Genomic DNA, 23,743 nt, shown 5'->3' on the forward strand with positions numbered 1-23,743 from the left:
CGTTGGCGTAGTGAAAAACGGAGTGCTGGCGCGGAGCAAGGGAGTGGCCGTTGTGGCCCCTTCCGCTGACGCGCGCACCCGTGACCGGGTCGCCCAGCTGCTCTTCGAGAGCGGGGCGGCCACCGCCGCCGAGCTCGGCGCCCAGCTCGGGCTCAGCCCCGCCGCCATCCGCAAGCACCTCGACGCGATGCTCGCCGACCAGCTCGTCGAGGTCCGCGAGACCCGGCCGCAGGGCCCGCGCGGCCGGGGCCGGCCCGCCAAGGCGTTCGTGCTCACCGCGGCCGCCCGGGAGGGCTTCCCGCACTTCTACGACGGCATCGCCACCGCCGCCCTGCGGTGGATCGCCGAGCACGGCGGCCCGGAGGCGGTCACCGCCTTCGCCACCTCTCAGGTCTCGGCCCTGGAGGAGCGTTGCCGGGCCGCGTTGCTCGAGGCCGGCGACGACCCGATCGCGCGGGCGGAGGCGCTCGCGGAGGCCCTGACCGCCGAGGGTTACGCTGCCAACGCGACGACGATCGCGTCCGGCGGGCAGCTGTGCCAGCACCACTGCCCGGTGGCGCACGTCGCCGCCGAGTTCCCCCAGCTGTGCGACGCCGAGACCGCGGTCATCTCGCGGCTCATCGGCACCCACGTGCAGCGCCTGGCCACCATCGCGCACGGCGACGGGGTGTGCACCACGCACATCCCCACCCCGCCGCGCGCGATCAGCACAACCGATTCGACCGCCACCACTGTGAGGACAGATAAATGACCGAGCAGATCGTCCAGCCCGTCGTCACCCAGGAAGAGCACCTCGCCGCCCTGGGCAAGTACGAATACGGCTGGGCCGACGTCGACACCGCCGGGGCGACCGCCCAGCGCGGCCTGTCCGAAGCGGTGGTGCGCAACATCTCCGCGCTCAAGAACGAACCGCAGTGGATGCTCGACCTGCGGCTCAAGGGCCTGCGCCTGTTCGACCGCAAGCCCATGCCGAACTGGGGCGCCGACCTCACCGGCATCGACTTCCAGAACATCAAGTACTTCGTGCGCTCGACCGAGAAGCAGGCCGCCACCTGGGACGACCTGCCGGCCGACATCAAGAACACGTACGACAAGCTGGGCATCCCCGAGGCCGAGAAGCAGCGCCTCGTCTCCGGTGTCGCGGCCCAGTACGAGTCCGAGGTCGTCTACCACAAGATCCGTGAGGACCTCGAGGAGCAGGGCGTCCTGTTCCTCGACACCGACACGGCGCTGCGCGAGCACGAGGACATCTTCAAGGAGTACTTCGGCACGGTCATCCCGGTCGGCGACAACAAGTTCGCCGCGCTGAACACCTCCGTGTGGTCGGGTGGCTCCTTCATCTACGTGCCGAAGGGTGTGCACGTCGACATCCCGCTGCAGGCCTACTTCCGGATCAACACCGAGAACATGGGCCAGTTCGAGCGGACGCTGATCATCGTCGACGAAGGCGCCTACATCCACTACGTCGAGGGCTGCACCGCCCCGATCTACTCCTCCGACTCGCTGCACAGCGCGGTCGTGGAGATCATCGTCAAGAAGAACGCCCGCTGCCGGTACACGACCATCCAGAACTGGTCGAACAACGTGTACAACCTGGTCACCAAGCGCGCCACCTGCGAAGAGGGCGCGACCATGGAGTGGGTCGACGGCAACATCGGCTCCAAGGTGACGATGAAGTACCCGGCCGTCTACATGACCGGCCCGCACGCCAAGGGCGAGGTGCTCAGCGTCGCGATGGCCGGTGAGGGCCAGCACCAGGACGCCGGCGCCAAGATGGTGCACGCCGCGCCGCACACCTCCTCGTCGATCATCAGCAAGTCGATCGCCCGGGGCGGCGGCCGCACCTCGTACCGCGGCCTCGTGCAGGTCATGGAGGGCTCGCACCACAGCGCCAGCACGGTCAAGTGCGACGCGCTGCTGGTCGACACGATCTCCCGCTCGGACACGTACCCGTACGTGGACATCCGCGAGGACGACGTGTCGATGGGCCACGAGGCGACCGTCTCCAAGATCAGTGACGACCAGCTCTTCTACCTGATGAGCCGGGGCCTGACCGAGGACGAGGCCATGGCGATGATCGTGCGCGGGTTCATCGAGCCGATCGCCAAGGAGCTCCCGATGGAGTACGCCCTCGAGCTCAACCGCCTGATCGAGCTCCAGATGGAAGGGGCTGTGGGCTAAAAAGAAGCCCCCGGCCGACGCAACGCAGACGCAAAGGACGAGATGACTACCGAGGCCATGGCCCCGCCGAGCACCAAGTCGCAGGTGCTGCGCTCCTTCGACGTCACCGACTTCCCGGCCGTCAACGGCCTGGAGGAGGAGTGGCGCTTCACGCCGATCAAGCGCCTGAAGGAGCTGGTCACGGCGACCACGCTGACCGGGTCGGCGCCGGGCTTCGCGCCCGGCGACCTGCCGGCCGGCGTGTCGGTCACCCAGGTCGACGCGGGCAAGGTCGAGGCGGTGCTGACGCCGTTCGACCGGATCAGCGCGCTGGCGTACGGCTCGGCGGCGCACGTGACGCTGATCGACGTCGCCGCCGACACCGTCGCGGCCGAGCCGGTGGTCATCCGGGTCGTCGGGCAGGGCCTCGAAGCGGCCGCCGCCCGGACCTACGTCAAGCTGGGCAATTTCGCGCAGGCGACCGTGGTGCTGGAGCAGACCGGCGCGGCGACGCTGGCCGACAACGTCGAGGTCGTGCTCGGCGACGGCGCCCAGCTCACCTTCGTCACGCTCACCGAGTGGGACGCCGAGGCGGTGCAGGCCCAGCACGTCAAGTTCAAGGTGGGCCGCGACGCCAAGGTCGTCCACGTGCAGGTCAGCCTCGGTGGCAGCCTGCTGCGGCAGTTCGCCAGCGTGGAGTACGCGGGCCGCGGCGGTGAGGCCGAGCTCTACGGCCTGTACTTCGCCGACGCCGGCCAGCACGTCGAGCACCGCCAGCTCGTCGACCACAGCGTGCCCGACTGCCGCAGCTACGTCGGCTACCGCGGCGCCCTGCAGGGCCGGTCGGCGCACACCGTCTGGGTCGGCGACGTGGTCATCCGGGCAGCGGCCACCGGCACGGAGACGTACGAGATCAACCGCAACCTGCTGCTCACCGACGGCGCCCGCGCCGACTCGGTGCCGAACCTCGAGATCGAGACCGGTGAGGTGGTCAGCGCCGGGCACGCCAGCGCGACCGGCCGCTTCGACGACGAGCAGCTGTTCTACCTGATGGCCCGCGGCATCCCCGAGTCCGAGGCGCGCAAGCTGGTGGTCCGCGGCTTCTTCGCCGAGCTGATCAACAAGATCCCGGTCGAGGAGCTGCGCGAGCGCCTGGGCGACGCCATCGAGGCGAGGCTGGCGAAGGCGGGTTCATGAGTTTCGAGCTAGTGGGCCCGGCCGCGGATGTCGCCAAGGGCTCCGTCATCACCACGGAGCTCGACGGCGTGGACATCGCCGTCGTGCACGCCGACGACGACCAGTTCTACGCCGTCCGGGACGAGTGCAGCCACGCCGCCGTCGCGCTCTCCGAGGGGGAGGTCGACGGATGCACCCTCGAGTGCTGGCTGCACGGCTCCCGCTTCGACCTGCGTACCGGTGAGCCCAGCGGCCTGCCCGCCACCGAGCCGGTGGCGACCTTCCCCGTCGAGATCCGCGACGGCGACATCTACGTTTCGACCACGCCGAGTAATGGAGTCATGCCGTGAGCACCCTCGAGATCCACGACCTGCAGGTGTCGGTCAAGCTGCCCGAGGGCGAGCTGAAGCCGATCCTGGCCGGCGTCGACCTGACCGTGAAGTCGGGCGAGACGCACGCCATCATGGGCCCGAACGGCTCCGGCAAGTCGACCCTGGCCTACTCCATCGCCGGCCACCCGAAGTACGAGATCACCGGCGGCACGGTCACCCTCGACGGCGAGGACGTCCTCGCGATGACCGTCGACGAGCGCGCCCGGGCCGGCCTGTTCCTGGCCATGCAGTACCCGGTCGAGGTCCCCGGCGTCTCGGTGGCCAACTTCCTGCGCACCGCCAAGACCGCGATCGACGGCGAGGCGCCGAAGCTGCGCACCTGGGCCGGCGAGCTGCGCGGCGCCATGGAGAAGCTGCAGATGGACCCGGCGTTCGCCCAGCGCAACGTCAACGAGGGCTTCTCCGGCGGTGAGAAGAAGCGCCACGAGATCATGCAGCTCGAGCTGCTCAAGCCGAAGATGGCGATCCTCGACGAGACCGACTCCGGCCTCGACATCGACGCGCTGCGCGTCGTCAGCGAGGGCGTCAACCGGGTCCGCGCGTCCGGCGAGGCCGGCCTGCTGCTGATCACCCACTACACCCGCATCCTGCGCTACATCAAGCCGGACTACGTGCACGTCTTCGTGGCCGGCAAGATCGTCCAGGAGGGCGGCCCGGAGCTCGCCGAGCAGCTCGAGGCCGAAGGTTACGAGCGTTACGTGGCCGGCGCGCGGGCCTGAGGATCGGGGCGATCATGACCTTCGACGTGGCGCGGGTGCGTGCCGACTTCCCGATCCTGAGCCGGGAGGTCAACGGGCACCCGCTCGTCTACCTCGACAGCGCGAACACCTCGCAGAAGCCGCGCCAGGTGCTCGACGCCATGCGGGCGCACCAGGAGCAGTACAACGGCAACGTGTCCCGCTCCGTGCACACGCTCGGCACCGAGTCCACCACGGCGTACGAGGATGCCCGCGCGAAGGTCGCCGCCTTCATCGGGGCGCCCAGCCCCGACGAGATCGTGTTCACCAAGAACTCGACCGAGGCGATCAACCTGGTGGCGTACACGTCGGCGGATCTGCTCAAGCTGGGCCCCGGCGACGAGATCGTGGTCTCCGAGATGGAGCACCACTCCAATCTCGTGCCGTGGCAGCTGCTGTGCCAGCGCACGGGCGCGACCCTGCGCTGGTTCGGCGTCACCGACGAGGGCCGGCTCGACGAGTCGACCCTCGGCGAGCTGGTCAACGAGCGCACCAAGCTGGTCTCGATCGTGCACATGTCCAACATCCTGGGCACGATCAACGACCCGGCGCGGATCGTCGCCCGGGCCCACGAGGTCGGCGCGCTGGTCATGCTGGACTGCTCGCAGTCGGTGCCGCACCTGCCGCTCGACGTGGTCGAGCTGGGCGCCGACTTCATCGCGTTCACCGGGCACAAGATGCTCGGCCCGACCGGCATCGGGGTGCTCTGGGGGCGGATGGCGCTGCTGGAGGCCATGCCGCCGTTCCTGGCCGGCGGATCGACGATCGAGACGGTGACGATGGGCGGCACGACGTTCGCCGCGCCGCCGGCGCGCTTCGAGGGCGGCACCCCGCCGATCACCGAGGCGATCGGCCTGGGCGCGGCGGTGGACTACCTGACGGCGCTGGGCATGGAGAACGTTCACCGGCACGAGCAGGAGCTCACCGCGTACGCGTTGAAAGCTCTCGCGGACGTGCCGGGCGTCCGGGTCTTCGGCCCGGGCACCCCGGAAGGCCGCGGCGGCACGGTCTCGTTCGAGGTCGAAGGTGTGCACCCGCACGATGTCGGGCAGATTCTCGACGACCTCGGTGTTGAGGTGCGGGTGGGGCACCACTGCGCGCGCCCGGTGTGCGCGCGGTTCGGGGTCCCGGCGATGACCCGGGCCTCGTTCTACCTCTATACGACGACCGACGAGATCGACGCCCTGGCGCGCGGTCTGGAGCAGGTGCGGAAGGTGTTCGCCTGATGATCGACCAGCTGTACCAGGAGATCATCCTGGACCACTACAAGCATCCGCACGGCAAGGGCCTGCGGGCGCCGTTCGGTGGCGAGGCGCACCACGTCAACCCCACCTGCGGCGACGAGGTGACCTTCCGGGTCGCCGTCGACGGCTCCACCCTTAAGGACATCTCGTACGACGGGATCGGCTGCTCGATCAGCCAGGCTTCGGCGTCCGTGCTGCACGAGCTGCTCCAGGGCCGCACGGTGGACGAGGCGGCCCCGGTGCAGGAGGCGTTCGTCGCGCTCATGCAGAGCCGCGGCCAGATCGAGCCCGACGAGGAAGTGCTCGGGGACGGGGTGGCGTTCGCCGGTGTGGCGCGCTATCCGGCCCGGGTCAAGTGTGCGTTGCTGCCGTGGATGGCGTTCAAGGACGCCGCGGCGCGCGCCGGTGTGGGCGTGAGCCCGGAGGTGAAGACAGCATGACGGACAAGACGCTGGAAGAGATCGCCTCGGACGCGGCCGACACGGCGGGTCCCGACGACGCGACGGCCCCCGTGGTGGCGGAGGCGGAGGCGGCGCCCGGCACGGTCGTGTCGAAGCCGACCGTCGCCGACATCGAGGAGGCGATGAAGGACGTCGTCGACCCCGAGCTCGGCATCAACGTGGTCGACCTCGGCCTGGTCTACGACGCGCATGTCGACGACGACAACGTGGTGACCCTGGACATGACGCTGACCTCGGCGGCCTGCCCGCTGACCGACGTCATCGAGGACCAGACCCGCCAGGCGCTGACCACCGGGCCGGGCGGCGGCCTGGTCAAGGACTTCCGGATCAACTGGGTGTGGCTGCCGCCGTGGGGCCCCGACAAGATCACCGACGACGGGCGCGAGCAGCTGCGCGCGCTGGGTTTCAACGTCTGAGACAGCACCGTATCGTCAGGAACGCCGGGTCAGCTCGCTGACCCGGCGTTTCTCGTCCTTACGCCGTCACGGATCCGTCGAAGAGGGTGCACCTGGCGGTGCCCCACCCGACGATGGCGCCGTAGGTGTCGAAGACGCCGACGGTCAGCTCCTCGGCGTAGTAGTACGGGGTGCTGCCGCTCCGTGAGTGGACATAGCCGGGATCGGACCAGGTGCCGTCGGCCGCCCGGGTCAGCCGGCGCTCGGTGTCCCAGGCGCCGCCGACCAGCTCGGAGCGGAACCGGGGGTCGTACTGCTCGGTCTGCTCGGTCCGCACGATGTGGTAGCCGATGCGGGCCGGACGTCCGGCACCGTCCGGGGAGCCGGCCTGCCCGTTGACCCCGGTGACGGTCGCGGCCACCGTGCGTTCGGCCGGATCGCACGTCAGCGTGACCGTGGTCCGCTGATCGTGGTTGCAGGACACCTCGAGGCTGGTCAGGGCGATGCCGGCGGCGTTCTTGAACGTCACCAGGAGGTTCTCCCGGTAGAACAGTGAGGTCACCGGGTTGAAGGTGGTCTTGTAGCCGGTCGCGTTGACCTCGCCCGTACTGGTGCTCATGGTCTTGACCGCCAGGGGCTGGGCCGCCGACCTGAGGGGCGCGGACGTCGTGGCCGTGACAACCGTCCCGCCACGGCGCTGGAACTCGACGGTCACAGGCGCCGGCGGGGTCCCCGGCGTGAACAGAGTGCCGGAGGCCCACGTCCTGACGGCACCGGTCTGCGCGTCGCAGGTGATGTTCGCCCGCAGCGGCGGTGTCGCCGCCTGGGCCGCGGTGGGTGGGACCAGCAGCCCGGTGGCCGCCAGCACGACCAGGCCGGCCAGCGTGCGCAATCTCGACATGGGTCCCCCGGTGATCTCGGCGATGATGCGCCCCAGACGCTAACAACGATCGACGTGCGCCGCTGTCCCCGGTGGACGGTCTCAACTGGGCAGGCGGATCCCGGTCATGCCGCCGTCGACCGCCAGCAGCGTGCCCGTTGTCGCGGACGCCAGCGGGCTGGCCAGATAGGCGATCGCGTGGGCGATCTCGGCCGCCGTGACCAGCCGCCCGGTCGGCTGCCGCCCGCGCAACGCGGCCGCGGCCGCCGCCGGATCCTCGGCCGCGTTCAGCAGCCGGGCCACCCACGGGGTGTCGGCCGTGCCGGGCACCACCGCGTTGACCCGTACGCCCTGCCGGACGTGATCGGCGGCCATCGCCAGGGTCAGCGAGGCCACCGCGCCCTTGCTGGCCGAGTACAGGGCCCGCTGCGGCAGGCCGAGCGGTGCCGCGATCGAGCAGGTGTTGACGATCGCGGCGCTCGGCGAGGCCAGCAGGTACGGCAGCGCCGCCCGCGACATCCGCGCGATGCCGACCACATTGATGTTGAGCACCCGGTGCCACTCGTCGTCGCTGTTCGCGGTGACGTCGCCGACCGCGCCGATGCCGGCGTTGTTGATCAGGATGTCGATGCGGCCGCATCGCTCGGCGACCGTGGCGACGGCCGCGTCCACCGATGCGTTGTCGCCGACGTCGCAGACCACCGACAGGTCGGCGTCCTGCTCGACCAGGTCGAGGCCGGCCACCCGGGCGCCGCGTTCGCGCAGCAGGGCGGCGGTCGCGGCCCCGATTCCGCTGGCGGCACCGGTGACTATCGCGGTGAGTCCGGCGAACTCAGTCATGAGTGGGCCTCCAACGGCCAGGCGGTGATCCTGCGCTGCCGGTCATGACCGGAGCCGGGGATCGACGTGGATCTTGGGTCCGGCGCCCCAGCCGGGACGGCGTTCGCCGGCCAGCACCGCGGCCACGTCGTCGAGCCCGACGGTGGCGGCGACCAGCGGACGCGGATCGACCTCACCCGAAGCGAACAGCTCGACCGTCCCGGCAAACCCACCGGAGGCGCTGAGCACCCCGACGGCGGTGACGTCCTTGAGGGCCAGCGTCCGGGAGTCGATCAGGCTGGGCTCGGCGGAGAGCCCGACGTAGACCACGCGCCGCCCCGGCTCGACCAGCTCGGCGGCGAGCGCCGGCAGCTCCGGGCCGTTGGACGCGTCGATGACCGCGTCCCAGGCCAGGTCCGGCAGCGTCTCGGCGGTCCAGCCCTGCGGAAAGCCCACCGAGGCGGCGAACGCCAGCGACGCCTCGCTGCGCCCGAGCAGGTGCACGTCGGCGCCCTGGGCGAGCGCGATCTGGGCCGTGAGCAGGCCGATCGCACCTGGGCCCAGGATCAGCAGCCGCCCGCCCGGCGGCAGGGCCGCCCCGCGGACCGCGCGCAGCGCGTTGCCACCGGGCTCGACCAGGGCACCCAGCGCCGCGTCGACCTGCTCGGGCAGGGCCTGCAGAGCCTTCACCGGTACGGGCAACTGCTCAGCCAGTGCCCCCGGCCAGCCGTTGCGTACGCCGATCTCGTACCGGTCGGCGCAGACGTGCTGCCGCCCGGACCGGCACCGGGCACAGCGCCCGCAGCCCAGCATGGTGTCACCGGTGACCCGCCGGCCGAGCCAGGTCTCCGCCACCCCCGGCCCGACGGCGCTGACCGTGCCGGACCATTCGTGGCCGATCCGCATCGGGTACTTCGCCTGGCCGGTGTGCAGGTACGACATCGCGCCGCTGAAGAACTCCACGTCGGTGCCGCACACGCCGGCCCGTTCGACGTCGACCACGACCTCACCGGGACCGGCCGCCGGCGGCTCGACCTCCTGGACCTCGGCCCGGCCCGGCCCGGTGATCACGAAGGCGCGCATCAGCGGGCGGCCACCACGGTCTGGCGCTGGCTGCCCAGTCCGTCGATGCCCAGCTCCATGACATCGCCGGGGCGCAGCCAGACCGGCGGGTCGAAGCCCATGCCGACGCCGGGCGGGGTGCCGGTGTTGATCAGGTCGCCGGGCTCCAGCACCAGGAACTGGCTCAGGTAGCGCACGATCTCGTACGGGTCGAAGACCATCGTGGCCGTGCTGCCGGTCTGCCGCCGGACGCCGTTGACGTCCAGCCACATGCCCAGCGCGCTGACGTCGGCGATCTCGTCCGGGGTGACCAGCCACGGTCCGGCCGGGTTGAACGTCTCGGCCGACTTGCCCTTCGACCACTGCCCGCCGCGTTCCATCTGGAAAGCCCGCTCGCTGATGTCGTTGCTGACCACATACCCGGCGATGGCCTCGCGGGCGGCGTCGTGGTCGTCGAGGTAGCTCGCCCGCCGGCCGATCACGATGCCCAGCTCGACCTCCCAGTCCAGCTTGGTGGACCCGCGCGGCTGCCGCACCCGGTCGTACGGCCCGACCAGCGTGTTCGGCGGCTTGGTGAACAGGATCGGCTCGGCCGGCACGGCCTGCCCGGTCTCGGCGGCGTGGTCGCGATAGTTGAGCCCGATGCAGAGGATCTGGTGCGGGCGGGGGATCGGCGCGCCGACCCGTTCCCCGGCGAACGGGCGTACCTGCCCGGCGGCGATCCGCGCCTCGACGGCCTGCCGGAACTCCTGCGGCGCGGTGAAGAACAACCCCTCCAGGTCGGCGGTGTCGACGTAGGTGTCGTCGTCGACGCGGACGACGCTGCGTTCGAGGCCGGCGTCGCCGATGCGCATCAGCTTCATGTCTCTCCAGGGTTGGGTCCGGCCCACGGGGTCACCGGCAGCCCGGCGACCCCCACGTCGGCCAGGAAGAGCCGGCCGGACAGCGGGTGCGCGGCCAGCTGGTCCGCGTTCAGGTGGGCGGTGGCGGTGGTGATCAGCAGCCGGTCCAGGCCGGCACCGACGAACGCGACGCTGGTGGTGTGCGGGGCCGCGACCGTGACGACCCCGGCGGGACGGGCGTCGGGGGTGTAGCGGCGCACCTCACCGGCGCCCCAGATCGCGATCCACAGGTGCCCGTCCGCGTCGGCGCACAGGCCGTCGGGCAGCCCGTCGGTGATCCGCAGCCACTCCCGGCGGGGCCCGGTGACGCCGGTGGCCGCGTCGTACGAACGGACCCAGACGATGCCCGGGACGCTGTCGATGCTGTAGAGCAGGCTGCCGTCGGGGCTCCAGCACAGACCGTTGGACAGGTTGAGGTCGTCGTCGAGCAGAGTCAGCGAGCCGTCGCGCTCCAGGCGTACCAGGGTCTCCTCGCCCTCGGTGTCGCCCAGGGCGAGCGTGCCCACCAGGAACGCGCCCGCCGGATCGCAGGCCCCGTCGTTCAGACGGCGGCCGGAGCCGGCGGCGACGACCCGGGTCGGCGGCGTGGTGAGCAGCCTTTCCGCGCCCGCCACCAGCAGCTCGCCGGCGGCCGAGCAGACCACCGCGCCGACCGTGCGGTCCCACTTCTGGGTGCCGGTGACGATCACCCGGTCGCCGTCGAGCCGGCCCTCGTGCACCGTGCCGGCGTCGATGTCGACCCAGAGCAGCCGGTCGCGCGGGGCGTCCCACACCGGGCCCTCGCCGAGCAGGAAGCTCTGCGTGGAGGCGACCTCGGCGGTCCGGTTCATCGGGCCTCCACCGTGGCCCGGATGGCCTGGACCTCGGCGACCAGGGTCGCCAGCGGGGTGCGGGAGACCGGCGCGGAGACGCTGACGGCACCGCTGGGCCGGGTCGGCGACGCGAGGAACACGGGTACGGCGAGACAGACGATGCCCGGCTCGTTCTCCTGGTCGTCGACGGCGTACCCGTGGGCGCGGATGGTCCGCAGCTCCGTGGCGAGGGCCTCGGCGCTGGTCAGGGTGTGTGGCGTGCGCTGGGGGAGGGTGCGGTCGCCGACCCAGGCGGTGACCGCGTCGTCGTCCGGCAGCGCGTACGCCAGCAGCAGCTTGCCGACCGCCGTGCTGTGCACCGGGTTGCGCCCGCCGACCGTGGAGCTCAGCCGCAGCGCCCCGGCGGCCGGGTCGACCTTGGCCCGGTAGACCACCGTGTGGCCGTCGAGCACCGCGTAGTGGGCGGTCTCGCCGTAACGCTCGGTCAGCGCGGTCAGCACCGGGGCTATCCGCAGGTGGTCGGGGCGGGCCTCGTGGTGGGCGAACGCCAGCCGCAGGAACTCGTCACCGAGCACGTACCGGCCGTGGCCGTTGCGGGCGGCGAAGCCGAATCGGCACAACGAGGCCAGGGCGCGGTGCACAGTGGGCTTGGGACTGGCGACCGCCCTGGTCAGCTCCTCCAGGGAGGCGCCGTCGGCATGGCCAGCCAGCTCGGCGAGAACGGCGAGCACCCGATCCGTGCCGACCAAGGGGGGTGCGGTATCCGAGGGCACTGGCGTACCGTACCGGATATTCCAGATAGGCACCCAGCGTTCCGATTATTGGAAGTTATATGCCTGAACTGCGCAGCGCCCAGTGGTACGCCGGCCAGGACCGCAACTCCTACATCCACCGCGCCTGGATGCGCCGGGGATCACCGAACTCGGCCTTCGAGGGCCGGCGGCCCCAGATCGCCATCGCCAACACGGCCTCCGACCTGACCCCCTGCAACAGCCACCTCGACGAGGTCGCCGAGCACGTCAAACGCGGGATCTGGGAGGCCGGCGGCGTCCCGCTCAACCTGCCCGTCGTGTCGATCGGCGAGACCCAGGTCCGGCCGACCGCGATGCTCTGGCGCAACATGGCCGCGATGGCGACCGAGGAGATGCTGCGAGCCAACCCGATCGACGGCGTGGTGCTGCTCGGCGGCTGCGACAAGACCATCCCGTCGCTGCTCATGGCCGCGGCCTCCGTCGACCTGCCGGCCGTCGTGGTTCCGGGCGGCCCGATGCTCACCGGTACGTTCCGCGGCACCCCGCTGGGCTGCGGCACCGACGTGTGGCGGCTCTCCGAGGAGGTACGCGCGGGCACCCTGAGCCAGGCCGCCTTCCTCGAGTCCGAGTCCTCGATGATCCGCAGCCGCGGCCACTGCAACACCATGGGCACCGCCTCGACCATGGGCCTGCTCGCCGAGGCCCTCGGCACGGTGCTGCCCGGCACGGCGGGCACCCCGGCGCCGGACAGCCGGCTGCTGGCCCGCTCGCACGAGACCGGCCGGCTGATCGTGGAAATGATCGCCGCGGACCGCCGGCCCAGCCGGGTGCTGACCACCGGCTCGTTCCACAACGCGATCGTCGCGCTGGCCGCGCTCGGCGGCTCCACCAACGCCGTCGTGCACCTGCTGGCCATCGCCGGCCGGCTCGGCGTGCCGCTCACCCTGGCCGACTTCGACCGGATCGCCGCGGACGTCCCGCTGCTGGTCGACCTCCAGCCCGCCGGCAAGTACCTGATGGAGGACCTGTACCGGGCCGGTGGCCTGGCCGCGGTGCTGCGCGAGGTGGCCGACCTGCTCGACCCGGACGCGATCGACGTGACCGGCCGGCCCTTCGTCGAGTCGCTGACCGAGGCGCAGATCTGGGACCAGGACGTCATCCGCACCCGCGACAAGCCGCTGCTGCCGCAGGCCGGCATCGCGGTGCTGCACGGCAACCTGGCCCCGGCCGGCGCGATCATCAAGCCCGCCGCGGCCAGCCCGCACCTGCTGCGGCACCGCGGCCGGGCGGTCGTCTTCGACTCGGTGGAGGACTTCCACGCCCGCATCGACGCGCCGGACCTCGACGTCGACGCGGACTCCGTGCTGGTGCTGCGCGGCTGCGGGCCGCGCGGCTACCCGGGCATGCCCGAGGTGGCGAACATGCCACTGCCGACCAAGCTGCTGCACCAGGGCGTCCGCGACATGGTCCGGGTCTGCGACGGGCGGATGAGCGGTACGGCGTACGGGACGGTCGTGCTGCACGTGGCCCCGGAGGCCGCCGCCGGGGGACCGCTGGACCGGGTCCGCGACGGCGACTGGATCATCCTCGACGTGGAGAACAGGCAGCTGTCGGTCGACCTGCCGGACGAGGAACTGGCCGCCCGCGAGCCGTCCGCCGCCCTGCTGGCCGCGCTGGCCCGTCCCGACCGCGGCTGGCAGAAGTTGTACGTGGACACCGTCCTGGGCGCCGAAGTGGGCGCCGACCTGGACTTCCTCGTCGGCTCCAGCGGCGACGAGGTGAGCCGGGAATCGCATTGAGCCGAAACTTGTCGCACGCCGGTGGTAGACCATCGGGATGACGCAGCTGCTTCCCTTCCCCGAACTGCTGGACCTGATCGCCGAGCGCTCCGCCGCCTTCCGTCAGGCGGTCGCCACGGGTGACACCGCGGCGCGCGTGCCCGGCTGCCCCGACTGGTCCCTGCGCGACCTGGTGGCGCACCTCGGCGCCGTCCAGCGGTTCTGGGCCGAGGTGGTGGCGGCCGGCCCGGCCGACAGCGCGCCCGAGTTCGTCACCAGTGACCCCGTCGGTGACCTGGTGGAATGGTCGGCCGAGTCGACCCGGCTGCTGATCGACGCGCTGCGCGTGGCCGGCCCCGACCGCGACTGCTGGACGTGGTGGGGCGCCACGGAAGCGCCGATGACCTCCGGTGCGGTGGCCCGCCACCAGGTTCAGGAGGCCGCGGTGCACGCGTGGGACGCCCAGGAGACCGTCGGAAAGCCGGAGCCGGTCCCGGCCGCGGTCGCCGTCGACACGATCGACGAGTTGCTGGTGGTGACCCTGGGCTCGATCGGCGCCTGGCCGCACCGGCCGGCCCGGATCGCGCTGTCGGCGGTCGAGGGCCCGACCTGGCTGGTCGACCTCACCCCGTCCGGGGCCAAGTCCGGCCCGGCGGCGAGCGGCGAGCCGCTGGCGACGATGCGCGGCTCGGCCAGCGACCTGGTGCTGGCGATCTACAAGCGGATCCCGCTGGAGAGCATCGAGGTGGACGGCGACCGCGAGGCCGTCGAGGAGTTCCTGGCCTGGACCGACACGGAATAGCTCAGAGGTGGTCGACCGTGTTGTAGCGGTCCAGCACAAGACGCCCTGACGACTCCCGGAAGCTGGTGATCGAGGCGTTGCGGACCTGGCCGTGCTGCTCGACGATGCCCGGCAGCGCGGCGAGCTCCAGGCCCTCGATGACAAAGCGCATCATCAGCACCACCGAGTCGTGGGCCACCACCACGACCCGTTCACCGGCGTGTTTGCCGTTCAGGTCGGCGAGGAACGAGGAGAGCCGCTCGGCGATGTCACCGAAGGTCTCGCCGCCCGGGGGCCGGTAGGCGTACTCGCCGGCCTGCTCGAAACGGGCCGGCTCGTCCGGGAAACGCTGCCGGATCGCGGCGTCGGTCAGCATCTCCAGCTCCCCGGTCAGCCGGTCCACGAGCCGGTCGTCCGTGCTCGGCGCGGGCAGCGACAGTCCTGAGCTCTCGACGGCGATCCGCCACGTCTCCCGCGCCCGCCGGTACGGCGACGTGATCACCACCTCGGGCAGCTCACCGGACGACAGCGTGGCGAGCCACCGCCCGACCGCGCGCGCCTGCTCGACCCCGAGATCGGTCAGCTCCACATCGGTGTCCCGGCCGGTCAGGCCCGACTCCAGCCGCCCCTGCTGGTTGGCGAGCGGAAACGCGACGTTCGCCGTGCTCTGCCCGTGCCGGATGAGGATCAGCTCCGCGACCACGCCCATTCCCGGACCCTAACGTGTCCGCAGCGGCCGCCCGAAACGCGCCGGAGCACACGGCGGTCGCGCTTCCGGGTAAATCGGTGGCCTCCACCGCGGCGCCGCGGCCATCATGGCGGCGTGAAGAAGCTGAGCCCGCACCCGACCCTGTCTGCCGCCGCGCCCGTCCGGGCCGCGCGACAGCAGCGCGTCGCCGCCGGCCCGGCCACTCACCCGCCCGCGCCATGACCGCGGCGTTCCTGGCCGGCGCGATCGCCGGCTATGGCGTCGCCGTGCCCGTCGGCGCCATCGCGGTCCTGATCGCCGGCCTCACCGCCCGCACCTCCCTGCGCGTCGGAGCGGCGGCCGGGCTGGGCGCGGCCACCGCCGACGGGGTGTACGCGCTGATCGCGGTCCTGGGCGGGGCGGCGCTGGCGGCGGCGATCGCACCGATCTCGACGCCGCTGCGCTGGGTTGCCGCGGTGGTCCTGCTGCTCTTGGCGGTTCATACCGCCTGGTCGGCCTTGCGTAAGCGGGCGGCCCAGCTTTCCTCGGGTGATCCAACGCGTCCCGAGCGTGCGTCTCCCGATGGCGGCGCCCGCGCGCCGCGTCTCGCGGATCCGGATGCCGGTGCCCTCGGGGTGGGGCCGGTCACTGCCGTGCCGGATGCGGGCCGGGACAGGGGACTGGACACCACCACGGCCGCGCGCGCCTACCTCGGTGTGCTGGGGCTGACGTTGCTCAACCCGGCCACCATCGTCTACTTCGCCGCGCTGGTCATGGGGCGTGGCGGCACCGGCGGCGGGGTGTGGTTCGTGATCGGCGCCTTCGTGGCCTCGGCGAGCTGGCAGCTGCTCATCGCCGGCGGCGGCGCCCTGGTCGGCCGTCTGCTCACCGGCGACCGCGGCCGCCTGATCACCGCCATGGTCTCCAGTGCGGTGATCGCCGTCCTCGCCGTCGGCCTGGTCACCTGACCACCGTGCGGTCACAGATGCTTGGTGGCCTCACGGACCGACAGTGGCGACAGCCGGTCACGGTGGTCAGCGACGTACCGGGCCACCGCGGCCGGATCGGTGCGGGCGTAGTGCCGCAGCGCCCAGCCGATCGCCTTGCGGACGAAGAAGTCGCGGTGGCCCGCCTGCCGGGTGCAGTATCCGAACAGGCGGTCCACGTCGGTGTCCGTGCCGTAGTGCAGCTGGTGCAGGATCGCCGTACGGATCAGCCACATGTCCTCCTCCGCCGACCAGGCGTCCATCTCCGCACCCAGCTCGGGATGCCGGCGCACCAGGCCGCCCACCACGCGCGTGGCCAGCGGGTCGATCGTGTCCCACCACGACTTGGTAGTGATCAGGGTCCGCAGCGTGGCGAGGAAGCCCGGCCCCGGCACCGCAACGTGCCGGCGCAGCCAGTCGCAGGCGAAGTACTGGTACTCGCGCTCGTCCAGCTCCCAGCACGCCAGCGCCACCGCACGCAGGTCTTCCTCGGTCGGTGCGGGCAGTCCGGCGACCACCGTGCGGGCCAGGGCGCGCTGCGTCGGCGCCGGGATGCCCAGGAACGCGAACTGCTCCCGCATGTACGCCGCCGCCGGCCCGGCGCGTTCCGGATCCTCGGCCGCCTCGTAGCTGCGCACCAGGCGGTCCAGCAGTTCTTCCGCGGGCGCTCGGGTCATGCCGGGATCATCCCACCGTAGGGTGGCAGTCATGAGCGCGAGACCGGCGGCAGGCGGCGGACGGTGGGTGGACGTGGCCCCCGAGCGGCTGACTCGCTGGCTGGAGAACTTCGCCGGCCGGCACGGCCCGTGGACGGCTGACGGGCTGCTGCTGACCGCGGAGGACGGCGCGACCGCCGAGCTGGCGGCGCCGCCCGGGTCGCCGGAGACCAAGGATCTGGACGGGTTGCGCCGGGCGGCGGGGGAGTCACGCCGGATCGGTCTGCTGCTGGCCCGCAAGGGTGCGGTGGCGGTCGGCGTGGCCGACGGTCCGAAGCTCGTCGTGTCCAAGGTCGACACGCACTATGTGCAGGGCCGCACGGCCGCGGGCGGCTGGTCCCAGCAGCGCTTCGCCCGCCGCCGGGACAACCAGGCCAAAGCGGCGGCCGCGGACGGCGCCGGCATCGCGGCCCGCCTGCTCCTGCCGGAGGTACGCACCCTGAGCGCCCTGGTGACCGGCGGCGACCACACCGCGGTGGACACCATCCTGGCCGCCGTACCCCTGCAACCGCTCGCCGCGCTGCGCAGCGACCGCTTCCTCGAGGTCCCGGAGCCCCGCAAGACGGTCCTGGAGGACGCGATCGCCCAGGCCCGGGCAGTCCGCATCCTCGTCAAAGACCCCACCTGACCCGGAAGTCTCCAGGTCAGGTGGGGCCGGATCGCACGTGAGAGGTCAGCTGACCGCGCCGGCGGCGAAGGTGTCGCAGCTCTTGGGGTCGCCGGTGTCGAAGCCGCGCTTGAACCATTCCTGGCGCTGGGCGCTGGTGCCGTGGGTGAACTCCGCCGGGTTGACCGAGCCGCCGCTCTTCTTCTGCAGGGTGTCATCGCCGATCTTGGCCGCGGTGTCCAGGCCCTGCTGGATGTCCTCCTGGCTGATGCTCTTGAAGATCTTCTGGCCCGAGCCGTCGTCCGTGCCCGTGGCGTTCTTCGCCCAGGAGCCCGCGTAGCAGTCCGCCTGCAGTTCCAGCTTGACGGACTGCTCGTTCGCCCCGGTCGGGTTGCGCTCCTGCTCGCGGCGCATCGCGCCCTCGGTGCCCAGCAGGTCCTGGATGTGGTGGCCGTACTCGTGGGCCAGCACGTACGGCTGGGCGAACTCGCCCGGCGCGCCCAGCTGCTGTGACAGCACGGTGTAGAAGGTCAGGTCGATGTAGACGCGGTCGTCGGCCGGGCAGTAGAACGGCCCGACACCCGAGTCGGCGCTGCCGCAGCCGGTGCTGACCCGCTTCGAGAACAGGACGGTCTTGGACGCCTTGTACTGCTCGCCGAAGGTCGCCGGGAGGGCCTCCACCCAGTAGTCCTGGATCGAGTTGACGTAGAGCACGTTGCGGCAGTCCAGCTGCTTGACCGCCTCGGACTGCGTGCACTTCTGGGTGAGGGAAGTGTTGTCCCCGGTCTGCGTGCTCGCCCCGTCACCACCGGTGAGATTGTTGATGCCGAGGAAGCCACCGACGACCGCGATGAGCACGGTGACGATGATGCCGGTGAGACCTCCGCCACCGATGGGCAGGCCGCCGATCCCGCCGCCGCCCCCGCCGGAGGAACGCTGGTCGTCGATCTGACTGGTGTCGATCCTGGCGTTCTCGTTGAGTTCCATCGCATCCTCGCTCGCGCGTCCACCACGTGTGGCGCCATTCGTACCCGGTCGCCGCGCCCGCTAATCGGGTGGGGGGTCGTGGCCGGCGCCCGGTACAATTGCCGGGTGCTGCTCTGCGAAGGCTGACCTGCCCCGCGCCGACCGGGATCTTCCGCGATCCCGGCGGCGCTTCCGTGTGCCCTGAGCCAGCCTTCTTCCCTCGAGAGCGAGACGCTTCCTCATGATTACCGCCACCGGACTCGAACTGCGCGCCGGCTCCCGGATCCTCATCTCCCCGACGACGCTGCGCGTGCAGCCCGGCGACCGGATCGGCCTGGTCGGCCGCAACGGCGCCGGCAAGACCACCACGCTCAAGGTGCTGGCCGGCGAGGGCACGCCGTACGCGGGTGAGGTGACCCGCACCAGCGAGGTCGGCTACCTCCCGCAGGACCCCCGCACCGGCGACCTGAACGTCACCGCCCGCGACCGGGTGCTGTCCGCTCGCGGCCTCGATGTCCTGTTGTCGCAGATGCAGAAGCTCGAGGTCGAGCTCGAGGAGAGCGCCGACGAGAAGCTGATCCGCCGCTACGGCCAGTTGGAGGACCAGTTCGCCAGCCTGGGCGGGTACGCCGCCGAGGCCGAGGCCGCCCGGATCTGCTCCAATCTGGGCCTGCCCGACCGCGCCCTGGCCCAGACGATCGGCACCCTGTCCGGTGGTCAGCGCCGGCGCATCGAGCTGGCCCGCATCCTGTTCCAGAATTCCGGCCAGAACGGCAAGGGCATCCTGCTGCTCGACGAGCCCACCAACCACCTGGACCAGGACTCGATCACCTGGCTGCGCGGCTACATCGCCAACCACAAGGGCGGCCTGATCGTCATCAGCCACGACGTCGACCTGCTGGAAGCCGTGGTCAACCGGGTCTGGTATCTCGACGCCAACCGCGCCGAGGTCGACATGTACAACGTCGGCTGGAAGACGTACCTGGCCCAGCGGGAGACCGACGAGCGCCGCCGCCGCCGCGAGCGCGCCAACGCGGAGAAGAAGGCCGGCGCGCTGCTGGCCCAGGCCGACAAGATGCGGGCGAAGGCCACCAAGACCGTCGCCGCGCAGAACATGGCCAAGCGGGCCAACAAGCTGCTCGACGGCCTGGAGGACGTGCGCACCTCGGACAAGGTGGCCAAGGTCCGCTTCCCCAGCCCGGCGCCCTGCGGCAAGACGCCGCTGACCGCGCAGGGCCTGTCCAAGTCCTACGGCTCGCTGGAGATCTTCGCGGACGTGGACGTGGCGGTGGACCGTGGTTCCCGGGTCGCCATCCTGGGCCTCAACGGCGCGGGCAAGACCACGCTGCTGCGGATCCTCGGCGGCCACCTGCAGTCCGACACCGGTGAGGTGCGGGCCGGGCACGGGCTGCGGCTGGGTTACTACGCCCAGGAGCACGAGACGCTGGACGTGGACCGCACGATCCTCGAGCACATGCGCAGCGCCGGTTCCGAGCAGACCGACACCGAGCTGCGGAAGATCCTGGGTGCGTTCCTCTTCTCGGGTGACGACGTCGAAAAGCCGGCCGGCGTGCTCTCCGGCGGCGAGAAGACCCGGCTGGCGCTGGCCACCCTGGTCTGCTCGGGCGCCAACGTGCTGCTGCTGGACGAGCCGACCAACAACCTCGACCCGGTCAGCCGCGAGCAGGTGCTGGACGCCATCGCCAACTATCCGGGCGCGATCGTGCTGGTCACCCACGATGCGGGGGCCGTGCAGGCGCTGAAGCCGGACCGGGCCATCCTGCTGCCCGACGGCGACGAGGACGCGTGGAGCGACGATCTGCTGGAGCTCGTCGAGCTGGCGTGATCGCCATCGCTTGATCGAGGATCAACGGCATCGTCGGTTGTCAACTGGTGCCCACACAGACAGTGCGACTCCTGCCCGGCTCCGGTCACCGCGCGGCCGGTCCCGGGCACCCCTCAGCCGGCCTCCGCTGCCCGTTCGGGCGCCGGCCCACATCCCTGAGTGCATGCTGCGTTGACGCTGCGTGACATCGTTGTCCGTCCACCGTGTAGTTGATGTTTGTGCAGCTCAACGGGTGGTCTTGGGACGAGGTCCGGGGCGGCGGGGCCATCCTGGCGGGCGGCCGGCAAACGCTCTCCGGCGTCCGATTCCCGACCCGATCCGGCCTCCGGGGCAACGGTCTGACATTGATGCGCATGGTCACCGTCGGGTTCCTGACAGTGGTAATTGGGCACGTTGGCTAAGCCGAGATACCTAGCGCATGATCGTTGGAGGCGGTCTAATAGGTGGGACCGTATCGAACCGCACAGTCTGGGACGTGAGGATTCAACATGGCAGCCACCGGCACAGCCACCAGCACTGAGAAGGGTCGTCGAATCGTCGGCAGCGAGCGACAGACGCTCGCCAAAGACCTGGTGAAGCGATACACCTCCGGCGAGAGCATTCGGGCGTTGGCCGCCTCCACCGGGCGGTCCTACGGATTCGTGCACCGGGTGCTCACCGAGTCGGGTGTCCAGCTTCGCCAGCGCGGCGGCGCCCGTCGTCGCAAGAAGGCGTGACGACCAGCGCATCACCCGGGACCGAAACAGGCGTTCGGTATGACCAGGACGGGCCGGTCGCGACGGTGACGTTGTGCCGGCCCGATGTGCTCAATGCCCAGACTCCCGCCATGTGGTCGGAGCTCGCCGACATTTCCCGGAAAATGCCGGGGGACGTGCGAGTCGTCATTGTCCGTGGTGAAGGCCGTGCCTTTTCCGCCGGACTCGACTTGTCGGTTGCCCGGGGCGGCGGCGATTCTTCGTTGCCGGAACTGGCCGCGTTGTCCCCGGAAGAGTGCGCGGATCGGATTGCCGGCTTCCAGGATGCGTTCACCTGGTTACGCCGGCCCTCGCTGGTCACCATCGCCGCCGTGCAGGGCCACGCGATCGGGGCCGGATTTCAGCTCGCGCTCAACTGCGACTTGCGGATCCTGGCCGACGACGCCCGTTTCTCGATGGCCGAAGTCACCCTCGGCCTGGTGCCGGATCTCGGTGGCACCAAACGGCTGACCGAGCTGGTCGGGCCGTCCCGCGCCCTGGAGATCTGTGTCACCGGCCGGCGCATCTCGGCGCAGGAGGCGGACCGGATCGGTCTGGCCACCGCCGTCGTGCCCGGCGCCGACCTGTCCGGAGCGGTCTCCGACCTGGCCGCGGCCGTGCTGGCCGCCGACCAGGGCGCCGTGGCCGAGATCAAGGCACTGCTCGCCGGGGCCACCGGCCGCTCGTACGCCGAGCAGGACCGGGCCGAGCGGGAGGCGCAGACCCGCCGCCTGCGCGACCTCCTGGGTGCCGAGTAAGGACCGATCAGGAAGAAACCGGTTACCTCTCGGGTTGTCATACCCAGCGGGCAGACTGTGCCTGCCACAGACGCCCGGGAGGTGACGCATGGGTCCGAACTCCAGCGGCTCCAGTTGGATGATGCTGCGCTCGATCCAGAATTCCGAGCGCGTCTCGAAGCATCAGCTCAGCCGGGGCACGACCAAGCGCATCCTGCGCTTCGCCCGGCCGTACCGGCGCGACATCATCGTCTTCCTGATCACCGTGGTGTTCGCCGCGGGCATCGGCGTCGCCACCCCGGTGCTCGCCGGCCACGTGGTCAACGCCATCACCGCCGGCGCCTCCGACGCCGCCGCGACGGTCGTCAAGCTCGCCTTCATGATCGCCGGGCTGGCGGTCGTCGACGCGTTCCTGTCCCTGGCCCAGCGGTGGTATTCGGCCCGCATCGGCGAGGGCATCATCCTCGACCTGCGCACCAAGGTCTACGACCACGTCCAGCGCATGCCGCTGCAGTTCTTCACCCGGACCCAGACCGGCGCCCTGGTCAGCCGGCTCAACAACGACGTCACCGGGGCCCAGCGGGCGTTCACCTCCACACTGTCCGGTGTGGTCAGCAACGTCATCCAGCTCGTGCTGACCGCCGCCGTGATGTTCAGCCTGTCCTGGCAGATCACCGTATTGTCGCTGGTGATGCTGCCGGTCTTCATCATCCCCGCGCGCCGGGTCGGCAAGAAGCTCGCCGAGATCACCCGCGAGTCGTACAACCTGGACGCGAAGATGAACGCGACCATGACCGAGCGCTTCAACGTCTCCGGCGCCCTGCTGGTCAAGCTGTTCGGCCGCCCCGACGCCGAGGCCGCGCGCTTCGGTGAGCGCGCGCAGCGGGTCCGGGACATCGGCGTGCAGCAGGCCATGTTCTCCCGCACCTTCTTCGTCGCCATGCTGCTGGTCGCCTCGCTGGCCCAGGCCCTGACGTACGGGCTCGGCGGCTGGCTCGCGGTCACCGGCAGCGTCACCGCCGGCACGGTGGTCACCCTCGCGCTGCTGCTGACCCGCCTCTACGGCCCGCTCACCGCGCTGAGCAACGTACGCGTCGACGTGATGAGCGCGCTGGTCAGCTTCGACCGGGTCTTCGAGGTCCTCGACCTCAAGCCGGGCATCGAGGAGAAGCCGGACGCCGTCGCCATCCCGCCCGGCTCCGGCCGGCTCGAGTTCCGCGACGTGCACTTCCGCTATCCGAGCGCCGACGAGGTCTCCCTCGCCACGCTGGAGGACGTGGTCGCCCTCGACCGCACCGAGAACGCACCGGTGCTGCGCGGCGTCGACTTCGTCGTCGAGCCCGGCCAGATGGTCGCCCTGGTCGGCCCGTCCGGTGCCGGCAAGTCCACCACCTCCATGCTGGTCTCCCGGGTCTACGACGTGACCGAGGGCGCGGTCCGCGTCGGCGGGGTCGACGTGCGCGACGCCACCCTGGAGTCGTTGCGCGACACCATCGGCGTCGTCACCCAGGACTCGCACCTGTTCCACGAGACGATCGCGGAAAACCTGCGCTACGCCCGGCCGGAAGCGACCGAGGAGGAGATGTGGGACGCCCTGCGCGGCGCCCAGGTCGCCGAGCTGGTCCGCTCCCTGCCCGAGGGCCTGGACACGGTGGTCGGCGAGCGCGGCTACCGCTTCTCCGGCGGCGAGAAGCAGCGCATCGCGATCGCCCGGCTGCTGCTCAAGCACCCGTCGATCGTGATCCTCGACGAGGCGACGGCCCACCTGGACAGCGAGTCCGAAGCAGCCGTGCAGCGGGCCCTGACCGTGGCGCTGGAGGGCCGGACGGCGCTGGTCATCGCCCACCGGCTGTCCACGGTCCGCGACGCCGACCAGATCCTGGTCCTGGACGACGGCCGCATCGTGGAGCGCGGCAAGCACAGCGAGCTCGTGGCGGCCGGCGGTCTGTACGCGGAGCTGTACCGCACGCAGTTCGCGGTGGGCGACAGCCCGGCCATGCCGTACGCGGAGGAGACCGAGCAGGTCATCGTCCAGGTCCCGCACCCGATCGAGCCGTGAGCGCAGATCGGGGCCCGGAGCAGCCGAACATGCCCTGAGAATTGAGCTGCGGC

The 23,743-nt window shown here is 71.1% G+C and carries 25 protein-coding genes; 16 read left to right on the forward strand and 9 right to left on the reverse strand.

Annotated features, from left to right (window positions below):
• Window positions 1-10: 10 nt before the first annotated feature.
• The 8 genes from ACQP2Y_RS10870 to ACQP2Y_RS10905 are packed head-to-tail and all read left to right on the forward strand — an operon-like array spanning window position 11 to window position 6,586.
• Window positions 11-751, forward strand: coding sequence for a helix-turn-helix transcriptional regulator (locus ACQP2Y_RS10870; protein ID WP_433726886.1), 741 nt, complete (start codon window positions 11-13; stop codon window positions 749-751).
• Window positions 748-2,181 (forward strand): Fe-S cluster assembly protein SufB, encoded by a 1,434-nt coding sequence (gene sufB / locus ACQP2Y_RS10875; protein ID WP_433726888.1) that lies wholly within the window; start codon window positions 748-750, stop codon window positions 2,179-2,181. The genes ACQP2Y_RS10870 and sufB overlap by 4 nt, the downstream gene beginning before the upstream one ends.
• Window positions 2,182-2,223: 42 nt before the next feature.
• Window positions 2,224-3,357, forward strand: a complete 1,134-nt coding sequence (gene sufD, locus ACQP2Y_RS10880) for a Fe-S cluster assembly protein SufD (RefSeq protein WP_433726890.1) — start codon at window positions 2,224-2,226, stop codon at window positions 3,355-3,357.
• Window positions 3,354-3,686, forward strand: a complete 333-nt coding sequence (locus tag ACQP2Y_RS10885; protein WP_433726892.1) for a non-heme iron oxygenase ferredoxin subunit — start codon at window positions 3,354-3,356, stop codon at window positions 3,684-3,686. The genes sufD and ACQP2Y_RS10885 overlap by 4 nt, the downstream gene beginning before the upstream one ends.
• Window positions 3,683-4,447, forward strand: a complete 765-nt coding sequence (sufC, locus tag ACQP2Y_RS10890) for a Fe-S cluster assembly ATPase SufC (protein WP_433726894.1) — start codon at window positions 3,683-3,685, stop codon at window positions 4,445-4,447. Before ACQP2Y_RS10885 ends, sufC begins: the two co-directional genes overlap by 4 nt.
• A 14-nt stretch (window positions 4,448-4,461) precedes the next feature.
• On the forward strand, window positions 4,462-5,691 hold the full coding sequence (locus ACQP2Y_RS10895; protein WP_433726896.1) for a cysteine desulfurase: 1,230 nt from the start codon (window positions 4,462-4,464) through the stop codon (window positions 5,689-5,691).
• On the forward strand, window positions 5,688-6,149 hold the full coding sequence (gene sufU / locus ACQP2Y_RS10900) for a Fe-S cluster assembly sulfur transfer protein SufU (protein WP_433731894.1): 462 nt from the start codon (window positions 5,688-5,690) through the stop codon (window positions 6,147-6,149). The genes ACQP2Y_RS10895 and sufU overlap by 4 nt, the downstream gene beginning before the upstream one ends.
• On the forward strand, window positions 6,146-6,586 hold the full coding sequence (locus tag ACQP2Y_RS10905; RefSeq protein ID WP_433726898.1) for a metal-sulfur cluster assembly factor: 441 nt from the start codon (window positions 6,146-6,148) through the stop codon (window positions 6,584-6,586). Before sufU ends, ACQP2Y_RS10905 begins: the two co-directional genes overlap by 4 nt.
• A gap of 58 nt (window positions 6,587-6,644) precedes the next feature.
• On the opposite strand, the gene ACQP2Y_RS10910 is transcribed toward ACQP2Y_RS10905, so the two are convergent.
• The 6 genes from ACQP2Y_RS10910 to ACQP2Y_RS10935 form a co-directional block, all read right to left on the reverse strand.
• Complete coding sequence (locus tag ACQP2Y_RS10910; RefSeq protein WP_433726900.1) at window positions 6,645-7,466, reverse strand: hypothetical protein; 822 nt, start codon at window positions 7,464-7,466, stop codon at window positions 6,645-6,647.
• Between the two features lie 81 nt (window positions 7,467-7,547).
• A complete protein-coding gene (locus ACQP2Y_RS10915; protein WP_433726902.1) occupies window positions 7,548-8,285 on the reverse strand; it encodes an SDR family NAD(P)-dependent oxidoreductase in 738 nt (245 codons plus the stop codon).
• 42 nt (window positions 8,286-8,327) lie between these two features.
• Window positions 8,328-9,347: a zinc-dependent alcohol dehydrogenase gene (locus tag ACQP2Y_RS10920; RefSeq protein WP_433726904.1), complete on the reverse strand. Its 1,020-nt coding sequence runs from the start codon at window positions 9,345-9,347 to the stop codon at window positions 8,328-8,330.
• Window positions 9,347-10,189, reverse strand: coding sequence for a fumarylacetoacetate hydrolase family protein (locus ACQP2Y_RS10925; RefSeq protein WP_433726906.1), 843 nt, complete (start codon window positions 10,187-10,189; stop codon window positions 9,347-9,349). Before ACQP2Y_RS10925 ends, ACQP2Y_RS10920 begins: the two co-directional genes overlap by 1 nt.
• Window positions 10,186-11,058, reverse strand: a complete 873-nt coding sequence (locus ACQP2Y_RS10930; protein WP_433726908.1) for an SMP-30/gluconolactonase/LRE family protein — start codon at window positions 11,056-11,058, stop codon at window positions 10,186-10,188. The genes ACQP2Y_RS10925 and ACQP2Y_RS10930 overlap by 4 nt, the downstream gene beginning before the upstream one ends.
• Complete coding sequence (locus tag ACQP2Y_RS10935) at window positions 11,055-11,789, reverse strand: IclR family transcriptional regulator (protein WP_433726910.1); 735 nt, start codon at window positions 11,787-11,789, stop codon at window positions 11,055-11,057. Before ACQP2Y_RS10935 ends, ACQP2Y_RS10930 begins: the two co-directional genes overlap by 4 nt.
• 83 nt (window positions 11,790-11,872) lie before the next feature.
• On the opposite strand from ACQP2Y_RS10935, the gene ACQP2Y_RS10940 reads away from it, so the two are divergent.
• Together ACQP2Y_RS10940 and ACQP2Y_RS10945 are read left to right on the forward strand one after the other, a co-directional pair.
• Window positions 11,873-13,591 carry an IlvD/Edd family dehydratase gene (locus tag ACQP2Y_RS10940; protein ID WP_360814532.1) on the forward strand — a complete coding sequence of 573 codons (1,719 nt, stop codon included), beginning with the start codon at window positions 11,873-11,875 and terminating at the stop codon, window positions 13,589-13,591.
• 37 nt (window positions 13,592-13,628) lie between these two features.
• Complete coding sequence (locus ACQP2Y_RS10945; RefSeq protein ID WP_433726912.1) at window positions 13,629-14,372, forward strand: maleylpyruvate isomerase family mycothiol-dependent enzyme; 744 nt, start codon at window positions 13,629-13,631, stop codon at window positions 14,370-14,372.
• A 1-nt stretch (window position 14,373) separates the two neighbouring features.
• Here ACQP2Y_RS10945 and ACQP2Y_RS10950 read toward each other — a convergent pair whose 3' ends face one another.
• Window positions 14,374-15,060 carry a histidine phosphatase family protein gene (locus ACQP2Y_RS10950; RefSeq protein ID WP_433726914.1) on the reverse strand — a complete coding sequence of 229 codons (687 nt, stop codon included), beginning with the start codon at window positions 15,058-15,060 and terminating at the stop codon, window positions 14,374-14,376.
• A gap of 218 nt (window positions 15,061-15,278) precedes the next feature.
• Here ACQP2Y_RS10950 and ACQP2Y_RS10955 point away from each other — a divergent pair, with 218 nt between their 5' ends.
• On the forward strand, window positions 15,279-16,007 hold the full coding sequence (locus ACQP2Y_RS10955; protein ID WP_433726916.1) for a LysE family transporter: 729 nt from the start codon (window positions 15,279-15,281) through the stop codon (window positions 16,005-16,007).
• An 11-nt stretch (window positions 16,008-16,018) separates the two neighbouring features.
• Here the strand turns inward: ACQP2Y_RS10955 and ACQP2Y_RS10960 are convergent, their stop codons facing one another.
• Window positions 16,019-16,702, reverse strand: a complete 684-nt coding sequence (locus tag ACQP2Y_RS10960; RefSeq protein ID WP_433726918.1) for a DNA alkylation repair protein — start codon at window positions 16,700-16,702, stop codon at window positions 16,019-16,021.
• A gap of 31 nt (window positions 16,703-16,733) precedes the next feature.
• Between ACQP2Y_RS10960 and ACQP2Y_RS10965 the strand changes: the two genes are divergently transcribed.
• On the forward strand, window positions 16,734-17,369 hold the full coding sequence (locus ACQP2Y_RS10965) for an acVLRF1 family peptidyl-tRNA hydrolase (protein ID WP_433726920.1): 636 nt from the start codon (window positions 16,734-16,736) through the stop codon (window positions 17,367-17,369).
• Window positions 17,370-17,414: 45 nt separating this feature from the next.
• On the opposite strand, the gene ypfJ is transcribed toward ACQP2Y_RS10965, so the two are convergent.
• Window positions 17,415-18,335, reverse strand: coding sequence for a KPN_02809 family neutral zinc metallopeptidase (ypfJ, locus tag ACQP2Y_RS10970; protein WP_433726922.1), 921 nt, complete (start codon window positions 18,333-18,335; stop codon window positions 17,415-17,417).
• A 220-nt stretch (window positions 18,336-18,555) separates the two neighbouring features.
• Between ypfJ and ACQP2Y_RS10975 the strand changes: the two genes are divergently transcribed.
• The 4 genes from ACQP2Y_RS10975 to ACQP2Y_RS10990 all read left to right on the forward strand — a co-directional run bounded on the left by ACQP2Y_RS10975 (window position 18,556) and on the right by ACQP2Y_RS10990 (window position 23,690).
• Window positions 18,556-20,160, forward strand: coding sequence for an ABC-F family ATP-binding cassette domain-containing protein (locus ACQP2Y_RS10975; protein ID WP_360547737.1), 1,605 nt, complete (start codon window positions 18,556-18,558; stop codon window positions 20,158-20,160).
• A 488-nt stretch (window positions 20,161-20,648) separates the two neighbouring features.
• A complete protein-coding gene (locus ACQP2Y_RS10980) occupies window positions 20,649-20,876 on the forward strand; it encodes a helix-turn-helix domain-containing protein (protein WP_015620263.1) in 228 nt (75 codons plus the stop codon).
• On the forward strand, window positions 20,873-21,652 hold the full coding sequence (locus ACQP2Y_RS10985; protein ID WP_360821834.1) for an enoyl-CoA hydratase/isomerase family protein: 780 nt from the start codon (window positions 20,873-20,875) through the stop codon (window positions 21,650-21,652). The genes ACQP2Y_RS10980 and ACQP2Y_RS10985 overlap by 4 nt, the downstream gene beginning before the upstream one ends.
• An 88-nt stretch (window positions 21,653-21,740) precedes the next feature.
• On the forward strand, window positions 21,741-23,690 hold the full coding sequence (locus ACQP2Y_RS10990; RefSeq protein ID WP_433726926.1) for an ABC transporter ATP-binding protein: 1,950 nt from the start codon (window positions 21,741-21,743) through the stop codon (window positions 23,688-23,690).
• The last annotated feature ends 53 nt before the right edge of the window (window positions 23,691-23,743 follow it).

Origin of the sequence: Actinoplanes sp. CA-051413 (assembly GCF_050955795.1) — a bacterium.
Classification (GTDB): Bacteria; Actinomycetota; Actinomycetes; order Mycobacteriales; family Micromonosporaceae; genus Actinoplanes.

Excerpts from the sequence above, each read along its gene's own strand:
- sufB (WP_433726888.1), top strand. The coding sequence starts at position 748 with ATGACCGAGCAGATCGTCCAGCCCGTCGTCACCCAGGAAGAGCACCTC.
- sufD (WP_433726890.1), top strand. The coding sequence starts at position 2,224 with ATGACTACCGAGGCCATGGCCCCGCCGAGCACCAAGTCGCAGGTGCTG.
- ACQP2Y_RS10885 (WP_433726892.1), top strand. The coding sequence starts at position 3,354 with ATGAGTTTCGAGCTAGTGGGCCCGGCCGCGGATGTCGCCAAGGGCTCC.
- ACQP2Y_RS10895 (WP_433726896.1), top strand. The coding sequence starts at position 4,462 with ATGACCTTCGACGTGGCGCGGGTGCGTGCCGACTTCCCGATCCTGAGC.
- ACQP2Y_RS10905 (WP_433726898.1), top strand. The coding sequence starts at position 6,146 with ATGACGGACAAGACGCTGGAAGAGATCGCCTCGGACGCGGCCGACACG.
- ACQP2Y_RS10910 (WP_433726900.1), bottom strand. The coding sequence starts at position 7,466 with ATGTCGAGATTGCGCACGCTGGCCGGCCTGGTCGTGCTGGCGGCCACC.
- ACQP2Y_RS10915 (WP_433726902.1), bottom strand. The coding sequence starts at position 8,285 with ATGACTGAGTTCGCCGGACTCACCGCGATAGTCACCGGTGCCGCCAGC.
- ACQP2Y_RS10920 (WP_433726904.1), bottom strand. The coding sequence starts at position 9,347 with ATGCGCGCCTTCGTGATCACCGGGCCGGGCCGGGCCGAGGTCCAGGAG.
- ACQP2Y_RS10925 (WP_433726906.1), bottom strand. The coding sequence starts at position 10,189 with ATGAAGCTGATGCGCATCGGCGACGCCGGCCTCGAACGCAGCGTCGTC.
- ACQP2Y_RS10930 (WP_433726908.1), bottom strand. The coding sequence starts at position 11,058 with ATGAACCGGACCGCCGAGGTCGCCTCCACGCAGAGCTTCCTGCTCGGC.
- ACQP2Y_RS10940 (WP_360814532.1), top strand. The coding sequence starts at position 11,873 with ATGCCTGAACTGCGCAGCGCCCAGTGGTACGCCGGCCAGGACCGCAAC.
- ACQP2Y_RS10945 (WP_433726912.1), top strand. The coding sequence starts at position 13,629 with ATGACGCAGCTGCTTCCCTTCCCCGAACTGCTGGACCTGATCGCCGAG.
- ACQP2Y_RS10950 (WP_433726914.1), bottom strand. The coding sequence starts at position 15,060 with ATGGGCGTGGTCGCGGAGCTGATCCTCATCCGGCACGGGCAGAGCACG.
- ACQP2Y_RS10955 (WP_433726916.1), top strand. The coding sequence starts at position 15,279 with ATGACCGCGGCGTTCCTGGCCGGCGCGATCGCCGGCTATGGCGTCGCC.
- ACQP2Y_RS10960 (WP_433726918.1), bottom strand. The coding sequence starts at position 16,702 with ATGACCCGAGCGCCCGCGGAAGAACTGCTGGACCGCCTGGTGCGCAGC.
- ACQP2Y_RS10965 (WP_433726920.1), top strand. The coding sequence starts at position 16,734 with ATGAGCGCGAGACCGGCGGCAGGCGGCGGACGGTGGGTGGACGTGGCC.
- ypfJ (WP_433726922.1), bottom strand. The coding sequence starts at position 18,335 with ATGGAACTCAACGAGAACGCCAGGATCGACACCAGTCAGATCGACGAC.
- ACQP2Y_RS10975 (WP_360547737.1), top strand. The coding sequence starts at position 18,556 with ATGATTACCGCCACCGGACTCGAACTGCGCGCCGGCTCCCGGATCCTC.
- ACQP2Y_RS10980 (WP_015620263.1), top strand. The coding sequence starts at position 20,649 with ATGGCAGCCACCGGCACAGCCACCAGCACTGAGAAGGGTCGTCGAATC.
- ACQP2Y_RS10990 (WP_433726926.1), top strand. The coding sequence starts at position 21,741 with ATGGGTCCGAACTCCAGCGGCTCCAGTTGGATGATGCTGCGCTCGATC.